Source organism: Variovorax sp. 01T432, from assembly GCF_056398605.1.
In genome coordinates, this window is the sequence record NZ_JBFTPS010000006.1 from 86,050 (window position 1) to 105,280 (window position 19,231).

At 65.7% G+C, this 19,231-nt stretch carries 19 protein-coding genes; 12 read left to right on the forward strand and 7 right to left on the reverse strand.

Going from position 1 to position 19,231, the window contains the following annotated elements:
* Window positions 1-138: 138 nt before the first annotated feature.
* Both AC1DNF_RS07150 and AC1DNF_RS07155 read left to right on the forward strand, forming a co-directional pair.
* Complete coding sequence (locus AC1DNF_RS07150) at window positions 139-3,036, forward strand: pilus assembly protein (RefSeq protein ID WP_478147873.1); 2,898 nt, start codon at window positions 139-141, stop codon at window positions 3,034-3,036.
* A gap of 44 nt (window positions 3,037-3,080) precedes the next feature.
* Window positions 3,081-3,482: a type IV pilin protein gene (locus AC1DNF_RS07155; RefSeq protein ID WP_478147874.1), complete on the forward strand. Its 402-nt coding sequence runs from the start codon at window positions 3,081-3,083 to the stop codon at window positions 3,480-3,482.
* A gap of 21 nt (window positions 3,483-3,503) precedes the next feature.
* Here AC1DNF_RS07155 and AC1DNF_RS07160 read toward each other — a convergent pair whose 3' ends face one another.
* From AC1DNF_RS07160 to AC1DNF_RS07175, 4 genes are all read right to left on the reverse strand, one after another.
* Window positions 3,504-3,641 carry a hypothetical protein gene (locus AC1DNF_RS07160; protein ID WP_478147875.1) on the reverse strand — a complete coding sequence of 46 codons (138 nt, stop codon included), beginning with the start codon at window positions 3,639-3,641 and terminating at the stop codon, window positions 3,504-3,506.
* 170 nt (window positions 3,642-3,811) lie between these two features.
* Window positions 3,812-4,072 (reverse strand): hypothetical protein, encoded by a 261-nt coding sequence (locus AC1DNF_RS07165; RefSeq protein WP_478147876.1) that lies wholly within the window; start codon window positions 4,070-4,072, stop codon window positions 3,812-3,814.
* A 74-nt stretch (window positions 4,073-4,146) separates the two neighbouring features.
* The gene (locus AC1DNF_RS07170; protein ID WP_478147877.1) at window positions 4,147-5,283 is read right to left on the reverse strand and encodes a hypothetical protein; all 1,137 of its coding nucleotides are present in this window, start codon (window positions 5,281-5,283) and stop codon (window positions 4,147-4,149) included.
* Window positions 5,280-5,714, reverse strand: coding sequence for a hypothetical protein (locus AC1DNF_RS07175; protein WP_478147878.1), 435 nt, complete (start codon window positions 5,712-5,714; stop codon window positions 5,280-5,282). Before AC1DNF_RS07175 ends, AC1DNF_RS07170 begins: the two co-directional genes overlap by 4 nt.
* 250 nt (window positions 5,715-5,964) lie before the next feature.
* Between AC1DNF_RS07175 and ribD the strand changes: the two genes are divergently transcribed.
* From ribD to tolA, 10 genes are read left to right on the forward strand one after another with little or no spacing between them, the layout of a single operon-like run.
* The gene (gene ribD / locus AC1DNF_RS07180) at window positions 5,965-7,104 is read left to right on the forward strand and encodes a bifunctional diaminohydroxyphosphoribosylaminopyrimidine deaminase/5-amino-6-(5-phosphoribosylamino)uracil reductase RibD (RefSeq protein WP_478147879.1); all 1,140 of its coding nucleotides are present in this window, start codon (window positions 5,965-5,967) and stop codon (window positions 7,102-7,104) included.
* A gap of 43 nt (window positions 7,105-7,147) precedes the next feature.
* On the forward strand, window positions 7,148-7,801 hold the full coding sequence (locus tag AC1DNF_RS07185; protein ID WP_478147880.1) for a riboflavin synthase: 654 nt from the start codon (window positions 7,148-7,150) through the stop codon (window positions 7,799-7,801).
* Complete coding sequence (ribBA, locus tag AC1DNF_RS07190; protein WP_478147881.1) at window positions 7,798-8,958, forward strand: bifunctional 3,4-dihydroxy-2-butanone-4-phosphate synthase/GTP cyclohydrolase II; 1,161 nt, start codon at window positions 7,798-7,800, stop codon at window positions 8,956-8,958. Before AC1DNF_RS07185 ends, ribBA begins: the two co-directional genes overlap by 4 nt.
* A gap of 28 nt (window positions 8,959-8,986) precedes the next feature.
* On the forward strand, window positions 8,987-9,451 hold the full coding sequence (gene ribH / locus AC1DNF_RS07195) for a 6,7-dimethyl-8-ribityllumazine synthase (RefSeq protein ID WP_478147882.1): 465 nt from the start codon (window positions 8,987-8,989) through the stop codon (window positions 9,449-9,451).
* Complete coding sequence (gene nusB / locus AC1DNF_RS07200; protein ID WP_478147883.1) at window positions 9,448-9,981, forward strand: transcription antitermination factor NusB; 534 nt, start codon at window positions 9,448-9,450, stop codon at window positions 9,979-9,981. The genes ribH and nusB overlap by 4 nt, the downstream gene beginning before the upstream one ends.
* The gene (locus AC1DNF_RS07205; RefSeq protein ID WP_478147884.1) at window positions 9,978-11,177 is read left to right on the forward strand and encodes a pyridoxal phosphate-dependent aminotransferase; all 1,200 of its coding nucleotides are present in this window, start codon (window positions 9,978-9,980) and stop codon (window positions 11,175-11,177) included. Before nusB ends, AC1DNF_RS07205 begins: the two co-directional genes overlap by 4 nt.
* Window positions 11,178-11,217: 40 nt before the next feature.
* Window positions 11,218-11,682: a tol-pal system-associated acyl-CoA thioesterase gene (gene ybgC, locus AC1DNF_RS07210; RefSeq protein WP_478147885.1), complete on the forward strand. Its 465-nt coding sequence runs from the start codon at window positions 11,218-11,220 to the stop codon at window positions 11,680-11,682.
* Window positions 11,679-12,392, forward strand: coding sequence for a protein TolQ (gene tolQ / locus AC1DNF_RS07215; protein WP_478147886.1), 714 nt, complete (start codon window positions 11,679-11,681; stop codon window positions 12,390-12,392). Before ybgC ends, tolQ begins: the two co-directional genes overlap by 4 nt.
* Window positions 12,393-12,408: 16 nt before the next feature.
* Window positions 12,409-12,846 carry an ExbD/TolR family protein gene (locus tag AC1DNF_RS07220; protein WP_478147887.1) on the forward strand — a complete coding sequence of 146 codons (438 nt, stop codon included), beginning with the start codon at window positions 12,409-12,411 and terminating at the stop codon, window positions 12,844-12,846.
* A 4-nt stretch (window positions 12,847-12,850) separates the two neighbouring features.
* Window positions 12,851-13,834 (forward strand): cell envelope integrity protein TolA, encoded by a 984-nt coding sequence (gene tolA / locus AC1DNF_RS07225; protein ID WP_478147888.1) that lies wholly within the window; start codon window positions 12,851-12,853, stop codon window positions 13,832-13,834.
* 130 nt (window positions 13,835-13,964) lie between these two features.
* Here the strand turns inward: tolA and AC1DNF_RS07230 are convergent, their stop codons facing one another.
* From AC1DNF_RS07230 to dnaE, 3 genes are all read right to left on the reverse strand, one after another.
* Complete coding sequence (locus AC1DNF_RS07230) at window positions 13,965-14,510, reverse strand: hypothetical protein (RefSeq protein WP_478147889.1); 546 nt, start codon at window positions 14,508-14,510, stop codon at window positions 13,965-13,967.
* Window positions 14,511-14,664: 154 nt separating this feature from the next.
* Window positions 14,665-15,435 (reverse strand): hypothetical protein, encoded by a 771-nt coding sequence (locus AC1DNF_RS07235; RefSeq protein ID WP_478147890.1) that lies wholly within the window; start codon window positions 15,433-15,435, stop codon window positions 14,665-14,667.
* 274 nt (window positions 15,436-15,709) lie between these two features.
* Complete coding sequence (dnaE, locus tag AC1DNF_RS07240; RefSeq protein WP_478147891.1) at window positions 15,710-19,210, reverse strand: DNA polymerase III subunit alpha; 3,501 nt, start codon at window positions 19,208-19,210, stop codon at window positions 15,710-15,712.
* Between the last annotated feature and the right edge of the window lie 21 nt (window positions 19,211-19,231).

Consider the following 19,231-nt stretch of genomic DNA (forward strand, 5'->3'; position numbering starts at 1 on the left):
CCAACGTCATCGTGTCGGTCGACAACTCGGGCAGCGCTGGATCTGCGGGCATGAAGGCCCTCCGGCACGCATTCGCGGCCACCTTCGCCGGAACTCGTCTCCCCGACGGTTCCATCCGACTCGCCTGGCAAGCCATGGATGGCACCAGCCCGAGCGCAATGCGAGTGCTCGTCAGATACGCATCGCAAGGACCTCGCGCACTGGATCAACGGACTGAAGTCGCAGGGGAACATGCATGCGCGTCGCATGCTTCTTCAGGCGGGCGAGTACTTGAAGAGGCCCATCGACATCGACAGCGCCTGGGCCAGCGTTCCCGGAAGGACCAGAGAACCTGTCCTCGCCTGCCGCAGGGCCTACCACATCGTCCTGAGCAGCGGTGGCTGGAAGGAGCCGGATTCGTCCGATGAGAGGCGCGGAGGCGATGTCGACGGCACCTGGGCACAACTGCCTGATGGCGTGCAGTACGACCCCGCGAGTCCGAGCAGTGCCATCTACCGAGGCGCGCCGCCACAGGCAAGCACCCTCTCCGATCTGGCGTTCCACTACTGGATGACGGACCTCCAACCCACGCTCGCCGACAAGGTGAAGCCTCTGCAAACGGAGGGCGATCCCGAGCGTTTCACCAGCGAGGGGGTGACGCGAAACATCGAACCGTATTGGAACCCGCGCAACGACCCAGCCACCTGGCAGCACTTGAACACATACACCGTCGGCTTCGATGAGGCAGCCAAGTGGCGGGCCGCTCTGGCCTTCGGCACCGACACCTGGACGGGCGGCGATTACGACGCTCTCGTCACGGGGACTCGGTCCTGGCCCGACCCCATCGCGGGCGGCGCCGAGGGCGAGCGAAACACCGAACTCTGGCACATGGCGATCAACAGCCGCGGCCAGTTCATGCCGGCGCCAGACGGCGGGAGCCTCTCAATCGCATTGCAGAGGCTCCTCGACCAGATCATTTCCGAACGGTTCCTGCCCGTCACTTCACTCAGTCTGAGTTCGCGGTCCATCCAGCAGGACTCGGCGCTATTCGCAGCGAGCTATGACCCTGCGACTTGGAGCGGACAAGTGACAGGCTACAGGATCAAGGCAGGCACCGCCGAGGTGGACCCCAGCGGCCTTTGGGGTACCGACAAGGCCTCCCGGGCGAACACCACCGCCACGCTCATGGACGCTCGAGACGCCTCGTGGCCGCAGAGCCGCATGGTTCTTTCCGGCCGGACGACCAGCAAGACCGGCGCGGCCGTCGGCATTTCCTGGGAATGGGCGAATCTGTCGAGGGACAGTCAGCTCGCGCTGCAAACCGTCGGCGGCGCGTTCGACCCCCGAAGCACGGCCGAGCAAACAGCCAAGGACCGCATGGCCTATCTGAGGGGCGACCGCAGCAAGGAGCAGTCGCGTGCCCCCGCCGGCATCTTTCGAAACCGCGTCTCTCGCCACGGCGACATCGTGAACTCGAAGATCTGGTACCTCGCGGGGAAGCCCTCGAGCGCATACATGCAGGAGGACTACCCCGGATTCCGCAACGCCAGAGGCGCGCGCCGCTCGATGTTGTATGTCGGAGCCAACGACGGCATGCTGCACGGTTTCGACGCGGCCACCGGCGAAGAAAGGTTGGCATATGTGCCCGAGGGCCTTCACGAGAAGCTTGTGGAACTGACACGACCCAGCTACAGCCATGCCTACTACGTCGACGGCTCACCGCTGACTGGCGACCTGTACCTCGGCACGCCGGGCAGCAAGGATCCGACCCGCTGGCGAACCTACCTCGCCGGCTTCCTGGGGGCAGGCGGCAAAGGCTATTTCGTGCTCGACGTCACCGACCCCGGCACATTCAGCACCGCCGATGCGACCAGCCTGGTCATTGCGGACAAGACCGCAGCGATCAGCATGGATGCCGACGTCGGACACATCCTGAGCGATCCCGTCACAGAAGCCGGCGACCCATCGCTCAGCCGGCAGATCACACAGATGAACGACGGCCGGTGGGCATTGGTCATGGGCAACGGCTACAACAGCAAGAACGAGAAGGCTGTGCTGCTGATCCAGTATCTGGACGGCGCGAAGGAACTCCTCAAGATCGCGGCCTACAAGTCCGGCGCCGGCGGCAACGGGCTGTCGGCCCCGCGACTGATCGATCTCAATGGCGACCGCATCGCCGATGTGGCCTATGCCGGAGACCTCCTGGGCAACCTGTGGAAGTTCGATCTCAGCGCAGCCACCTCCAAGGAATGGCGAGTGGCATTCTCCGGGACCCCCTTGTTCGTTGCCACTGATGCGACGCCGGCCGCCGCGCGTCAGCCGATCACCTCCGCGCCAGTCTGGAAGGCGCATCCCAACGGCGGCCTGATGCTCGCGTTCGGCACTGGGCGCGATCTGACAGTCGCCGATCGCTCCGACATCCAGAAGCAGACGGTCTACGGCATCCGCGACGACACGCCCATCACCCGCGACAAGGCCATCAACCCGCTGACAGGCACCGGGACGGTCACGCTGGGCAGCACCGGCGCCGTGACAGGTGGCCGCAGTCAACTGGTGGAGCAGACGGTGGGCGGTGGCGTCTCGAGCGCGCCCTCCGCCGGTTCGGCCGACGCGTTCTGGACGATCTCGTCCAACCCCGTGGGCTATGCGGGCACCGACGCGAAGAAGGGGTGGTTCCTGGATCTGCCCGCCACGCGGGAGCGCGTGCTGCGCAATCCTGGCTGGTTCGATGGCGACCTGATCGACATATCGAGCACGGTGCCGGCCGAAGGCGCCGACGCGGGCACGGAGACTTGCGACCCGTACGTCGCCGGCGCAAAGGGGTACCGCACCATCCTCGACATCGTGAACGGCGCGGCGCCGAAGTCCCAGATCTACGCAGCCGTGCCCGCTCCACAGGCGGAAAGCGCTTCGCGCGTGTACACCAGCGCAAGCAGCGTCGGCATCCGAAGCCGCACCCTGGAACTGGGCGTGGCCCCGCCGGGCATGGGCGCAGCCCCGCCTGCGGCCCTGCTCGGCAAGGTCATGAAGCGGCCCAGCTGGCGTCAGCTGCAATGAGCGACGGCCGCCGAGCGCGCCGGTGCGCGACCCGTCCCTCCGGCTTGACCTTGATCGAGGTCATGATGGTCGTCGTCATCATTGCGATCCTGGCTGCCGTCGCCATTCCTGGCTATCAGGAGCACATCCGTCGCGCCAACCGCAGCGAGGCCCGCGCGGGCCTGCTGCAGGCAGCCCAGTGGCTGGAGCGGGTCGCCACGGCCACAGGCCTCTATCTCAAGGACGCCGCGGCCTTCCCCGACAGCTTGAAGGACGTTCCATCCCGGACCTACGTCATCGGCTTTGCCACGGCTGACGAGGGCAGCACCTATATCTTGACGGCGACTCCGCGCAATGCCCAGGCCGACGACAAATGCGGTGTCCTCACGCTCAACCAGGCGGGTGATCGAGGTCTGGCATCGCCTGACGTTTCAAACGATCTCAAGGCCGAGTGCTCGAGCCGCTGAAGCCGGCCCAGCCTCTGCAACTCAATCGCCCAATGGACGAGGTGCCGGCTTGTCGGGCATCTCGACCATTTCCCCCCGTCCATCCCCTGTCAGAACAAAGACGTAAAGCTTGTCTCCATCCTCCAGGCTGCCAATGGTGTGCTGGGCGTCGAGCACCATGTCCAGCGTCTGTCGCCTGCCATCGCCCTGGTTCAGGCCAGTGACCTTGACGCTTCGGCCTTGGCCAGCTCTGAAGCGCCCTAGCTGCTCGGCATCGGATGCCGCCTGCAGCCGGATCTTGAAGCGCAGTTCAGAGCCTGGCGTGGGGAATCGCAGCTCCTGACCTGCGCTCAGATCCTGGTAAAGGGCTGGACTGACCTGGAGTTTGAAGGCTTGCCGATCGCCATTTCCGCTGGCTGCGGATTGGATCGACCACGCGGCAACAGTGGGGGCAAGGCATCCGGTGCGCGCTCCGGCAAACGCTCCTGCGGCGCGGCAAGCGCCAGCGCGACGCGCTCGTCCGGTGCAGCCAGCGGCGACGCCGGGCGGGCGCCAGCATGAGTCTCCATCGCAGGGGCTTCCACCTCCGAACGCGTGTAATGACTCAGCATGAGGGCGCCGCCTACGGCGGCGAGTACCAGCCCGGCACCCAGACTCAGCCGGGCCTTGAAGCCCTGTGCAGTCCTCACAGGTCCGCGAGGCTCGCGTTGAACACCGAGAACCCGCAAAGCGCATGCAGGACGTTGGCCTTCTTGTCGGCGCTCGCCAACTCAGCCAGCGAAACAAAGGTCTTGAATTCCTTTGTCGTCTCCCCGCAATCACCGCGTTCCACAGTGTTGCGCCCCTTCGCCGCGGCGAGTCTCAGAAAGGCCTCCGTGTTCTCAGCGGGAATCACCGGATCCTTTGAGTAGTGGAATACGCGCACCTTGGAATTGGCAAACGGGAACCTGGACAAGAAAGTCGTTCGCTCCGTGAAGGCGTTGGCCTCCATGAAGGCCTTCAGGCCGATGTTGCTGTCGTCCGTTCCCGCGAGATACTTGTCCGCAAAGGAAGGATCGATATTCCCGTCCGCACCATAGAGACGACTGACGGCGATCTCCTTCGGCAGCAATGCACCCCAGGATGGAAGAATGCCTTGCTTGATGTAGCTTTCGACGGCCGCGTGATTCATCTGGGCAGCGAACTTGTCGTCGCTCACGCTACGCCCCGTGCGAAGCCTGAGATAGGCCTCGAATGTGCGGGGCAGATCGAGGGGAGCCGCCCCGAAGTAGACCTTCTCGGCCGGCGTGCCATACAGCGTCTCCAGCGCCTCGGCCAGCGCCACGGTGCCATACCCTCCCTTGGAATAGCCGACCAGATGCAGGCGGCTCAGCGGTTTGCTGATCCGCAGCCCGGCGAGCAAACGATTGTTGGCAGCGAGAATGCCGTCGTAGTAGGTATTCGCGGCGTTGGCCCACAACAGATAGGAAGGCGCATGGCCCTTAGACGCACCGATGCCCACCGTATCTGCCGCCACGAAGACGGCACCCCGAGATGCATAGGCCAGCGCGATCGCGCGAACGTCGGTCGCATCGGAAGTCGACTCGCCCCCGCCGGTGTAGTGCTGGTAGCTGACAAGCGTCGGCGCGGCTTCCAGGTTCCCCAGGTCGGAGGGAAAGGCCAGCAGGGCGCTGGCCTCGATGGGTTCACCTGAAGGAGACACCGAGGTGAAGCGGATCCTTTCCATCTTCACACCACGCGTGACCTTGCCTGTCTCGTAGAACGCGGGGAAGAGGGGTCGCGTCCAGGCAGAGAGGTCGAAGCCCTCCGCAAGCTTGTTCACTGCGTTGGGAGTAGCGAGCGCGCTTCGGACGCGGTCTTCTGCTCCAGAAGGGTGCTGGATTGCAGCGCACCGCGCTTGACACTGCTCGCCAAGGTGGAGAACTGCGAGCTGGCGCCAGCGAGATCCGCAGACCCCTTGGCGACCGGGTCCGCGCGAAGTATGTAGGCGGTCGCGCCTTGCAGCTCACCAAACCAGGTGGACGCGTAGAAGACATCGTAGTTGTCGCCCACCACGTCCTGAACGCCGCTCCCCGAGCCCGCGAGCAGGTTGGAATAGCGAACCACCGCGGCCTTCGGGCTCGAATCGGAGCCATTGACACCGGAACTCAATCCGATCCAGGGCATGGCGGCCAACTTCGCACCTAGTGTGTACAGGTACGCGGAAGGATTGTGATTGACAACCGTTTGTGCGTTCTGCGGTGGATCCTGCATGACCGTCCTTCCGCATCCAGTCAGCGCAAAAACTGCGCCCGTAGCGACGACAAGGCCCAGGCATCGAATTGATTTCACTGTTCAACTCCCAAACAAAAGATTCGTGGACTGAAAGCCGCGGGCCCTTTGCAGCGCTCCGCATGCGCCGGTTATTCTCTTGGATGGTCGCCACCAGGAATCTGAACAATTGTGATCACAGACGACTCACTTTCCACGCTCGACGAAGAGCCACCACAGCACCTCGACACCCATGCCCTCGCCCTTCCCTGAAAGGCTCCGCCCCGACGAAATGATGGCGCTCGCGTCCACGCTGGCGCGCGAAGCTGGCATCACCGTGCCGCCTAACCCGGCAGTGGGTTGCGTGCTCGTCGCGCCGGATGGCGAGATCCTCGGCACCGGTCAGACCCAGCGCGCCGGCGGCCCGCACGCCGAGGTCATGGCCTTGCGCGACGCCTCGGCCCGGGGCCGCTCGGTGGCCGGCGCAACGGCCTTCGTCACGCTCGAGCCCTGCTCGCATCACGGCCGCACCGGCCCCTGCTGCGACGCTCTGATCGCCGCCGGCATCGGCAAGGTCGTCGCCTCTCTCCCCGACCCCAACCCCCTCGTGGCGGGCCAGGGCTTCGCGCGGCTGCGCGCGGCGGGCGTCGAAGTCGAGACCGGCCCCGGCGCCGCCGAATCGCGTGAACTCAACATCGGCTTCTTCAGCCGGATGATCCGCAAGACGCCATGGGTGCGGCTCAAGGTGGCGGCGTCGATCGACGGCAAGACCGCGCTCGAGAACGGCGTGAGCCAGTGGATCACTTCCGAAGCAGCGCGCACCGACGGCCACGCCTGGCGGGCGCGCGCGGGTGCCATGCTGACCGGGGTCGGCACCGTGATCGAGGACAACCCAAGACTCGATGTACGCTTGGTCGAGACGCCTCGCCAACCGCCCCTGGTGATCATCGACAGTCATCTCCAGACGCCGCCCGGCGCCCGTCTCTTCGAAACCGAGCGCCAGGTCTGGTTCTATGCCGCCCGCCGCGATGAAGAAAAGGCCCGCGCCCTCGAAGCACTCGGCGCCACGGTCAGCTGCATCCCGAACGCCCAGGGCAAGGTCGACCTCGCGGCCATGCTGCGCGACCTCGCCCAGCGCGAAGTCAACGAACTCCACGTCGAAGCCGGCCACAAGCTCAACGGTTCGTTGATGCGTGAGGGCCTGGTCGACGAACTGCTCGTGTATATGGCGCCCAAGTTCATCGGCGATGGTCTGGGGATCGCCAGCCAGCCTCATGCGGGCGGCGCCCTGACCTCGCTCGACGGGGCGCTGGCTCTCGAGTTCAAGTCCTTCCAGGCCATCGGTCCGGACCTCCGGATCATCGCCCGCGTTGCCGGCCGCGATCGGTTTTAGGCCTCGCCCCGATCCCGGGCCGCATCTCTGCGAAAATGCGGCGATGTTCACCGGAATCATCACCGGCGTGGGGCGCATCGTCGCCGTCCACGACCTCGGCAGTTCTTCATCCCACGGCAAGCGGCTCAGCATCGCGGTGCCTGACGGCTATCTCGACGACGTGGGGCTCGGTGACAGCATCGCGCTCAACGGCGCGTGCATGACCGTCACCACCCTCGACCCTGCGCGGCAGATCTTCACCATCGACATCTCGGCCGAATCGCTCGACAAGACAGCCGGACTCGCCGAGAAGGCCGACCGCGTCAACCTCGAGAAGGCGCTGCGTGCCAGCGACCGCCTGGGCGGGCACATCGTGTCCGGCCATGTCGACGGCATCGGTACCGTGAGCCTGTTCGCCCCGGTCGGCGAAAGCTGGGAGTTGCGCATCCTCGCGCCCCAAGCCCTCGCCCGCTTCCTGGCCTACAAGGGCTCGATCACCGTCAACGGCGTGAGCCTGACCGTCAACAGCGTGCGCGACGGCGCGGACGGCAGCGAGATCAGCATCAACCTGATTCCCCACACCGTCGAGAACACCTCGCTCGGCAACCTCAAGGAAGGCAGCCGGGTGAACCTCGAAATCGACACCGTCGCCCGCTACGTGGAGCGCATGCTTCAAGCCGGTGCCCTCCCCACCCCGCAGAAAGACAGTTCCCCATGAACGCTTCCATCACGCCGATCACCGCTTCGCGCAGCGGCCACGCACCGGCGCCGATCTCGTCGGTGGAGGAGATCGTGGCCGACATGCGCGCCGGCCGCATGGTGATCCTGGTCGACGAGGAAGACCGCGAGAACGAAGGCGACATCGTCCTGGCCGCCGACCATGTGACGCCCGAGGCGATCAATTTCATGGCGCGCCATGCACGCGGGCTCATCTGCCTCACGCTCTCGCGCGAGATGTGCGAGCGGCTGAAGCTGCCGCCGATGGTGGCGCGCAACGGTGCCAAGCATTCGACCGCGTTCACAGTCTCGATCGAGGCCGCCGAAGGCGTGACCACCGGCATCTCGGCCGCCGACCGCGCCCGCACCGTGCAGGCGGCCGTCGCGCCCAACGCGGTCGCGGCCGATCTGGTCCAGCCCGGCCACATCTTTCCCTTGCAGGCGGTCGACGGCGGCGTGCTGATGCGCGCCGGCCACACCGAAGCCGGCTGCGACCTCGCCGCGATGGCCGGCTGCTCGCCGGCCGCCGTGATCTGCGAGGTCATGAACGAAGACGGCACCATGGCGCGGCTGCCGGACCTGCAGCTCTTCGCGGCCGAGCACGGCCTCAGGATCGGCACCATCGCCGCGCTGATCGAACACCGCAGCCGCACCGAATCGCTGATCGAAAAAGTCGGCTGCCGCGAAATCCACACCGCCTGGGGCTGGTTCACCGCCCATGCCTTCAAGGACAAGCCGAGCAACGGCGTGCACCTCGCGCTCGTGCGCGGAAAGTGGAATCCCGAGGACACCGTCTCTGTACGCGTGCACGAGCCGCTCTCGGTGCTCGACGCGCTGGAAGTCAACCGCTCGCTGCATTCATGGAGCCTCGATGCCAGCCTGTCCCACATCGCGGCCGAGGGCAAGGGCGTGGCCGTGTTCCTGAACTGCGGCGAGACGGGCGCCGAGCTGTTGGCGCAATTCGACGGCACCGCGCGACCCGCCCAGGCGCCGGAGCGCGGCCGCATGGACCTGCGCAGCTACGGCATCGGCGCACAGATCCTGCGCGAATGCGGCGTGCACAAGATGACCCTGCTCGGCACGCCGCGCCGGATGCCCAGCATGGCGGCGGGCTACGGCCTGGAGATCGCCGGCTATCTCTCGAAAGACGAACAATGAAGAACCATCACTCAAGGAGGAACGCCTGATGCAACACGCGAATAAGGGCGCCGACCAGCCCCTCGACGGCAAGGGCCTGCGCATCGGCATCGTGCAGGCGCGCTTCAACGAAGACATCACCGAAGCGCTGGCCAAGGCCTGCCGCGCCGAGTTGACGAAGCTCGGGGTATCCGACGACAACATCGAGCACGTCAGCGTCCCGGGCGCGCTCGAGATTCCGGTCGCGCTGCAGGCCCTGGCGCGGCGCAAGCGCTATCACGCGCTGATCGCGCTGGGCTGCATCATTCGCGGCGAAACCTACCACTTCGAGCTGGTGGCCAACGAATCCGGCGCGGGTGTGAACCGCGTTGCGCTCGATGCCCACATCCCCGTCGCCAACGCCATCCTCACGACCGAGAACCTCGCTCAGGCTGTCGCGCGGCAGACCGACAAGGGCCGCGACGCGGCGCGCGTGGCCGTCGAGATGGCGCAACGGCTCGCCACCCTTTCATGACCGAAGACACCAAGACCAGTGGCGGCAAGCCGCGCCAGTCACGCACCGGGCTCACGAGCACCGGTGTACGGAAGGCCTCCGCCAAGTCGAACCGCAGCCGCGCCCGCGAGTTCGCGCTGCAGGCGCTCTACCAGCACCTGGTGGGCAAGAACGACGCCGCGGCGATCGACCAGTTCACGCGCGACCTGGCCGGATTCCACAAGGCCGACGCCGCGCACTACGACGCATTGCTGCATGGCTCGATCCAGGAAGCAGAGCAGCTCGACGCCCTGATCGTGCCGCTGCTCGACCGCAAGCTGGCAGAAATTTCACCCGTCGAGCATGCCGTCATGTGGATCGGCGTTTACGAGTTCCAGAACTGCCCGGACGTGCCTTGGCGCGTGGTGCTCAACGAATGCATCGAACTCGCGAAGGAATTCGGCGGCACGGACGGCCACAAGTACGTCAACGCCGTGCTCAACGGTCTTGCGCCGCAGCTGCGCCCCACCGAAGTCGAGGCGGACCGCGCCAGCGGAAAGGCGAAGCCGTGAGGATATCGCAGCGCGCCGAGCGCATCGAGCCTTTCTACGTGATGGAAGTCGCGAAGGCCGCGGCCGCCCTCGCGCGCGACGTCGCGCACACCGAGCGCCCGATGATCTTCCTCAACATCGGCGAGCCCGACTTCACCGCGCCGCCGCTGGTTCAGGAAGCGGCCGCGCGCGCCGTTCGCGCGGGCGCGACGCAGTACACCCCGGCCACGGGCCTCGACCTGTTGCGCGAGCGCATCAGCGGCTGGTACGCCCAGCGCTTCGGCGTCGACGTGCCGGCCCGCCGCATCGTCATCACGGCCGGTGCATCGGCCGCACTTCAACTGGCCTGCCTGGCCCTGATCGACGTCGGCGACGAAATCCTCCTGCCCGACCCGAGCTACCCGTGCAACCGCCACTTCGTCACCGCCGCCGATGGCCGCGCGGTGCTGGTGCCGACCACCGCGGCGGAGCGCTTCCAGCTGAGCGCCGCCAAGGTTGAAGCCGCATGGACCGACCGCACCCGCGGCGTGCTCCTGGCATCGCCCTCCAACCCGACGGGCACCTCGATCGCGCCCGGCGAACTGCGCCGCATCCATGAGGTCGTGTCCAGGCGCGGCGGCATCACGCTCATCGACGAGATCTACCTTGGCCTGTCCTACGACGATGCCTTCGGCCAGACCGCGCTGGCCATCGACGACCAGGTCATCAGCATCAACAGCTTCAGCAAGTACTTCAACATGACCGGCTGGCGCCTCGGCTGGCTGGTGGTGCCCGAAGCGCTCGTGCCGGCGGTCGAACGGCTGGCACAGAACCTCTTCATCTGCGCGAGCACCGTCTCGCAGTACGCGGCACTCGCCTGCTTCGAGCCCGACAGCATTGCCGAGTACGAACGCCGGCGCGCGGAATTCAAGTCGCGGCGCGACTGGTTCATTCCGCAGCTCGACGCCCTGGGCCTGAAGGTGCCTGTGGTGCCGGACGGCGCTTTCTACGCCTGGGCCGACTGCTCCTCCTTCGCCGAGAGACTCGGCATCTCCGGCAGCTGGGACTTCGCCTTCGAAGCCATGAAGCAGGCGCACGTCGCGATCACGCCGGGGCGCGACTTCGGCTCCGCCGAGACCGGCCACTTCGTCCGCTTCTCGACCGCCAGCTCGCTGACGCACCTCGAAGAGTCCGTGGCGCGCTTGCGTGCCTGGGCTGGCGCGTCGACCGCCGCATGAGCGCAGCACACGAAGCGCCAGGCCTGGGAGCGCCTGACCCATGAGCTTCGCGCTGCCTGTCCGCGTGTACTGGGAGGACACCGATGCCGGCGGCATCGTGTTCTATGCCAACTACCTCAAGTTCATGGAGCGTGCCCGCACTGAATGGCTGCGCTCGCTGGGCATTGCGCAGCGCCAGCTGCGCGAGGAAACGGGCGGCATCTTTGTCGTCAGCGAGACGCAGCTCAAATACCATCGGCCGGCCCGCCTCGATGATCAACTGCTCGTTACAGCCGATTTGCGCCAGCTGGGCGCCGCGTCATTGATAATCGGCCAGCGCGTGCTATCAAAATCAGAGCAAGGCGCAGATTCGGGTCTGTCGCCGGATGACAGCCTGCTTTGCGAGGGCACCATCCGCATCGGCTGGGTCGATGCCGCGACCTTGCGGCCGGCCCGCCTGCCGCGACAAGTCTCGGGAACCCTCGCGCGCCTGGCGGGCTCCATGTCTCAACCTCTCAAGTCATGAATCAAGAACTCTCGATCCTCTCCCTCCTGCTGCACGCCAGCATCCCGGTACAGCTCGTCGTGCTGCTGCTGATCGTCGTTTCCGTCGCGAGCTGGGCCGCCATCTTCCGCAAGTACTTCTCGCTCAAGCGCACGCGCTCCCTCAACGACGACTTCGAGCGCGAGTTCTGGTCGGGCACCAGCCTCAATGAGCTCTTCTCTTCCGCCGCGCAGAACGCCAAGTTCGCAGGCCCCATGGAACGGATCTTCGCCTCCGGCATGCGCGAATACCAGAAGCTGCGCGAACGCCATGTCTCGGACACCCCCACACTGCTCGACGGCGCGCGCCGTGCCATGCGGGCGAGCTTCCAGCGCGAACTCGATGCGATCGAGCAGAACCTGTCCTTCCTTGCGACGGTCGGCTCGGTCTCGCCCTATGTCGGCCTCTTCGGCACCGTGTGGGGGATCATGCATGCCTTCACCGGCCTGGCCGCCCTCGCGCAGGTGACGCTCTCCACCGTCGCGCCCGGCATCGCCGAGGCACTGGTCGCCACCGCCATTGGCCTGTTCGCCGCCATCCCGGCCGTGGTCGCCTACAACCGCTTCGCACGCGAGATCGACAAGATCGCGATCGCGCTCGAGACCTTCATCGAAGAGTTCTCGAACATCCTCCAACGCAACCTGACGGCCCACGTCAACCCGGCGTCCGTGACCCCGGCGACCGGCCGCTGAAGCGGAGAAGCTCGCCATGCCAGCCATGTCCTCCCGCGGTCGCGGCCGCCGAACGATCAACGAGATCAACATGGTGCCGTTCATCGACGTGATGCTGGTGCTGCTGATCATCTTCATGGTCACGGCGCCGCTGATCACGCCCAGCGTCATCAACCTGCCGAGCGTCGACCGCGCCAACAAGCAGCCCGACAAGCCCATCGAGATCGTCATCAAGAGCGATGACGAGGTGCAGATCAAGAAGGACCCCTCCACCGGCAGCGGCGGCAGCTCCATCCCGATGACGCAGATCGGCTCGGCCGCGAGGAACGCGCAAGGCGGGGACGACCAGCGCCCGGTGATCATCAGCGCCGACAAGTCGGTCAAGTACGAAACCGTGGTCAAAGCCATGAACCAGCTCAAGCGCAGCGGCATCGAGCGCGTCGGCCTCTCCGTCACCACCACCGGGACCCGCTAGCAAGATGTCGCTCGCCGCCGACCGCCCCGAATTCGCCCCGCCGCCGCAGCGCGGCACGCCGCGCGCCGTCATCCTGGCGCTGATCGCGCACGCCTTGCTCATTGCCGCGCTGACCTGGGGCGTGAACTGGAAGCGAGAAGCGGAGAACGACGCGGTCGAAGCCGAGCTCTGGTCGTCGACCGTCCAGCAGGCAGCGCCGCGCGCCGTGACTCCACCTGTGCCAGTGCCGCCACCGGTGCCGGTCCCCACGCCCGCACCACCGCCCCCGCCTCCCCCGCCGCCGCAAGCGGTGAAGCCGCCGCCGGAGCCGACGCCCGCGCCGCGAGCACCTGATATCGCGCTGGAGCGCGAGAAGAAGCTGAAGGAACAACAGAAGGAACGCGAGCGCGAATTGGAGCAGCAAGCCCAGCAGCAGAAGAAGCTCGACGCCGCGAAGAAGGCTGCGCAGGAAAAGAAGGACCTCGAGGCCAAGCAGCGCGCCGAGGACGAAGCCGAGCGCAAGCTGGAAGCACAGCAGAAGCAGGCCGAGCTGAAGAAGAAGCAGGAAGCAGAAGCCAAGCAGGCCGAGGCCGCGAAGAAGAAAGAAGCCGAGGCCAAGCAGGCGGCCCAAGCCGCAGCGGATCGCGCGGCTACGCTCAAGCGCATGCAGGGCCTAGCGGGCGCCAGCGGCGATGAGAACTCCAAGGGCACGGCATTGAAGTCCTCCGGCCCGTCCGGCAGCTATGGCGGCAAGGTCGCCGCGGCTGTGCGGCCCAACGTCGTGTTCCCGGATGCGGATCTCGTGAACGGCAACCCGGGCGCGGAGTTCGACATCCGCCTGGCGCCTGACGGCACCATCGTTGGCACGCCCCAGCTCTCCAAGTCGAGCGGCCTCGCCAACTGGGACGAAGCGGCGCTGCGCGCGCTGCAAAAGACAGAGAAGCTTCCGCGTGACATTGACGGCACGGTGCCGTCCCGCCTGATCGTCACGCTGCGGCCGAAGCGCTGACAGCGAGAACGATCGGAGTCTCGCCGCCGCGCGGGCCTTCGGGAGCGACTTCGCCGCGGCGGTTCGACGAGTTCAGCGGCCGTTTACTGAAGCTTGCCCGGAATGGGTTTCGCGAGCGTTGACCAGAGATTCATGCGCCAGCTCGCCGCGATGTTGGGCATGGTTGGAAAATTCGCCAGCGAAAGATCTGGCATCGGCGACGGTCATAGGCGGCTGTAAAGCCCAGGGAGGCGCCGCCCAGGCGGACCTGACCGGCATAGACGATGCCACCTGCCTCGTGCACCTTGGTTTCCAGTCCGGTGAAATCCCATGCGGCCTGACCATTGGCGATGAAGGCATCCGCGCTCGGGAGTCCGCAGTACTGCTTGTCCGCGCTGTCCTGCCAGAGGTAGAGGCTCGGACTTGCGGCTTGGCCGCCGCTTCCGCGAATCAGACACTGACCGTTGGTACTGCTCTTTATGACATGCCGAACCTTTTCCCCGGAAACGATCGGGTAGATGTTCCAAGTCGCTTGTCCATTGAGGGTGGCCGATCCGCAATAGTCGCCGCCTGCCGGCCACTGGTAGGCGGATGGCGCGAGGGCGGTGTTGTTGCCCACGATCATGCAGCCTGTGTTGGCCGGCGGCCCATACGAAAAAATGAACCAGGCTTCGATCTCGTAGCTTCCCTGAATCAAGGGGCCACTTTCCAGAGCCATCGCCGGAAGGGCAAGGCCCAGTCCGGCACCCAGCAGGAGCGCCCGAAGGCGCCCAGCCAACCCGCGCCCGCTCCCCGTCTTCCGGAGAGGGCGAATATCATTTGAATTTCCAAGACGATCCATGATTTCCACCTTATAGAGGCTTGCGAGGAATGGGCTTCGCGAGAGTCGACCAGAGGTTCATGCGCCACATTCCGGTAATGAAGGGGTCTGCCATGAATTCTGCCGGCGAATAGTCAATTCCAGGCGGTGGGACATGAAGGGACCGGAAATGCAATTCAGCTTCACCGAGGCGAAGCCGCCCCGAATAAACGATATCGCCAGCCTCATCCGCCTTGGTTTCGAACCCGGTGAAATCCCACGCGGCCTGGCCATTGGCGATGAAGGCCGCCGCGCTCAGCAAGCCGCAGTAACGCTTGTCGGCCGCGTCCGCCCAGAGGTACAGGCTTGGCTTTGCGGCCTGGCCGCTGCTCGAGCGAATCAGGCACTGGCCGTTGGTGCGGCTCTTGATGACGTGACGCACCGTCTGGCCAGAGACGATCGGGTAGATGTCCCAAATAGCCTGTGCGTTGGCGGCATCCAATCCGCAGTGGTAGCCGCCTGCCGGCCACTGGTAAAGCGCGGGAACGAGGGACGACCCGTCGCTGCCCATCATCATCATGCAACCCGTTCCGTCAGTCAGGCCGACTGAATCCGTGAACCAGGTTTGAATCTCGTAGCTGCCCTGTATCAAGGGACCGCTTTCCAGGGCCATCGCTGGAACGCCAAGACCCAGGCCGAGGCTCAACAGAAGCGTCCGAAGGCGCCACGACTTCGTTCGGTCTGGCGCGCCAGAAGAGCGGCGCCGGCCCATGACCCGTCTTAAAAAATGAGTGCCTTCTGAATTGTTTTCAATGCGATCCATGGTTGTTCAGTCTTGAAATGACAGCCGGTCTTGCTCGTTCCTTTTGAGCCGAGAAAGACCACGTACAACACCCGGCGCTCTTGCCGCCGCGAGTTGCCACGCCAGTCTATCTTTCTTGTTTTAGACCGCCGCCACTCTCGCTGAATAATCATTTTTGACAATGGTCAAAAACAACATCCACGAATTGCAATTTCATCTTCAATTCAATACTTGTTGCCGAATCATTGGTTGGCCCAGGCGGCCCAAACCCGATCCCGTTGGCGAAGGTCTGTCGCTATTCGTACACCACCGCCGCCTTGCCCGATTCGGCCTGCGCCATCCAGCTCGCGAGCGCCGCATCGGTCGGGAAGAACTTCGCGCGCTCGCCCAGTTGCAGTTCCACCTGCGCGCCGCCGCGCGCCATCGACAGCCGCACGCCCAGGCCCTGCAGCAGCTCGCCATGCTCGCTCTGCTCGGTGCGCGGCGGAAACTCCTTCACCAGCCGCGCGATGTCCGGCGCCTTGCCGTTGACGGCCACGCGCAGGAACTTGCCGAAGCGGCAGCGCGCCGCCGCAAGATCCCACACCTGCTGGACCTGAAAGCGTGCCTCGAACCCGCCACGGCCCGGCTGCAGCCGTCCGCTGACGATCACCAGTTCGTCGTCCTTCAGCACATTGCGGTTCGCGTTGAAGAGCGCTTCGTCCGCCGTTGCGTCGATCTGGCCCGACTTGTCGTCCAGCTTGAAGATCGCCAGCCGGCCACGCTGCCCGTTGATCACCCGGAAGTCGCTCACGATGCCCGCGATCACCTGCGGGTCGCGGCTGTCGAGCAGGTCGTCGATCTCGCGCTTGCAGAAGCGCCGCACCTCGTGCGCGACCTCGTCGAAGAGGTGCCCCGACAGATAGAAGCCGACCGCCGTCTTCTCGTAGGTCAGCCGTTCCTTCACGCCCCACGGCGTGGCGTCGACGAGGTCCGGCTCCTGCGTGGCGGAGCCGTGTTCGCAGTCGCCGAAGATGTCGACCTGCGCGGCATTGGCCGCGGTGGCGCTGCCGAATTCGAAGGCGCGGTCCACCGAGGCGACCAGCGATGCGCGGTTCTGCTGCAGCGAATCGAAGGCGCCCGCCTTGATCAGCGCCTCGACCGTGCGCTTGTTGATGCGCTGGCGGTCCACCCGCACGCAGAAGTCGAACAGGCTCTTGAACGGACCATCTTCCTGCCGCGCCTTGACGATCGCCTCGACCGCCAGCTGGCCCGTGCCCTTGACCGCGCCCAGCCCGTAGCGGATCACCTTGTCGTTGACCGGCTCGAAGCGGAAGTTGCCGCGATTCACGTCCGGCGGCTCGAAGGTGATGCCGAAGTTCTTCTGCGCGTCCTCGAACAGCACCTTGAGCTTGTCGGTGTCGTCCATTTCCACGGTCATGTTCGCGCAGAAGAACTCGGCCGTGTAGTGAACCTTGAGCCAGCCCGTGTGATAGGCCAGCAGCGAGTAGGCCGCCGCATGCGACTTGTTGAAGCCGTAGCCCGCGAATTTCTCCATCAGGTCGAAGATCTCGTCGGCCTTCTTCTGGTCGATGTTGTTCTTCGCCGCCCCCTTGCGGAAGATCTCGCGATGCTCGGCCATCTCCTCGAGCTTCTTCTTGCCCATCGCGCGGCGCAGCAAGTCCGCACCGCCGAGCGAGTAGCCGCCCAGGATCTGCGCGGTCTGCATCACCTGCTCCTGGTAGACCATGATCCCGTAGGTCTCCGAGAGCATCTCCTCCACCAGCGGATGCGGATACTCCACCGGCTCGCGCCCGTGCTTGCGCGCGACGAAGCTGGGGATCAGGTCCATCGGACCCGGACGGTAGAGCGCGTTGAGGGCGATCAGGTCTTCCAGCCGCGTCGGCCGCGCGTCCTTCAACATGCCCTGCATGCCGCGCGATTCGAACTGGAACACGGCCTCGGTCTTGCCGTCGGCGAAGAGCTTGTAGGTCGGCGCGTCGTCCAGCCGGATGTTCTCGTAGTCGAAGTTCTCCTGGCCCTTGTGGCGCTGGATGATGAAGTCCTTGGCGATCTCCAGGATGGTGAGCGTCGCCAGCCCCAGAAAGTCGAACTTCACCAGGCCGACGGCTTCGACGTCGTCCTTGTCGTACTGGCTCACGGCCGAGTCGCTGCCCGGCTGCTGGTAGAGCGGGCAGAAGTCGGTGAGCTTGCCCGGCGCGATCAGCACACCACCCGCGTGCATGCCGATGTTGCGCGTCATGCCTTCGAGCTTCTGCGCGAGCTCGACCAGCATGCGCACTTCTTCTTCCTTCTCGATGCGGGCCGCGAGCTGCGGCTCCATCTCGATGGCGTAGTTGTTCTTGTCGCCCTCGACCTTCGGCGACGGCGGGTACTGGATGGTGACCGGCTGCCCCGGCTTGTTGGGGATGAGCTTGCTGATGCCGTCGCAGAACATGTAGCTCATGTCCAGCACGCGGCCCACGTCGCGGATGGCCGCGCGCGCGGCCATGGTGCCGAAGGTCGCGATCTGGCTCACCGCGTCGCGGCCGTACTTGTCCTTCACGTAGTCGATCACGCGATCGCGGTTGCCCTGGCAGAAGTCGATGTCGAAGTCGGGCATCGAGACGCGCTCGGGATTCAGGAAGCGCTCGAACAGCAGCTTGTATTCGAGCGGATCGAGGTCGGTGATCTTCAGCGCGTAAGCCACCAGCGAACCCGCGCCCGAGCCCCGTCCCGGGCCCACCGGGCAGCCGTTCTTCTTGGCCCAGTTGATGAAGTCGCCCACGATCAGGAAGTAGCCGGGGAAGCCCATCTTCTGGATCGTGTTGATCTCGAACTCCAGCCGCTCCACATAGCGCGGGCGCTGGGCATCGCGCTTCGCGACGTCGGGGTACAGATGCGCGAGGCGTTCCTCGAGCCCCTCGAAGGAAGCGACGCGGAAGTAGGCCTCGATCGGCATGCCGTTGGGCGTCGGAAAGTTCGGCAGCTGCGGCTTGCCGAGCACCAGCGTCAGGTTGCAGCGCTTGGCGATCTCGACCGTGTTGGCGATCGCGCTCGGCACGTCGGCAAAGAGCTGCTCCATCTCGGCCGCGGACTTGAAGTACTGGTCGCGCGTGAACCTGCGCACGCGGCGCGGGTTGCCGAGGATCTCGCCTTCGGAGATGCACACGCGCGCCTCGTGCGCCTCGTAGTCGTCCGGACCGGCAAACTGCACCGGATGCGTGGCGACCACCGGCAGCCGCAGCCGCGCGGCCAGCTGCACCGCGGCGATCACGTGCGGCTCGTCGTCGGGCCGGCCGGCGCGCTGCAGCTCGAGGTAGAAGCGGTGCGGAAACAGCCCCGCCAGTTGCAGCGCGATCTCCGCCGCGCGCTCCTCCTGCCCCTGCAGCAGCGCCGCGCCCAGCGGCCCGGCCTGCGCGCCCGACAGCGCGATCAGCCCGCCCTGCAGCTCTTCCAGCCAGGCCAGCTTGCAGACGGCCTGCGCCTGCCCGCGGCCCACGTTCTGGGTCCAGGCGCGGGCCAGCAGCTCGCAGAGGTGGAGGTAGCCTTCCGTGTTCTGCACCAGCAGCACGATGCGGGTGAGCGCGCCGATCTCGGCGCCCAGGCCTTCGAGGAAGACCTCCGCGCCCAACACGGGCTTGACCCCCTTGCCGCGCGCTTCCTTGTAGAACTTGATGGCGCCGAAGAGGTTGTTGAGATCGGTGATCGCCAGTGCGGGCTGGCGGTCCGCCGCGGCGGCCTTGACGGCTTCATCGATTCGGTTGGTGCCGTCGACGACGGAAAACTCGGTGTGCAGGCGCAGGTGAACGAACATCCGCCCATTGTAGAAAGCGTC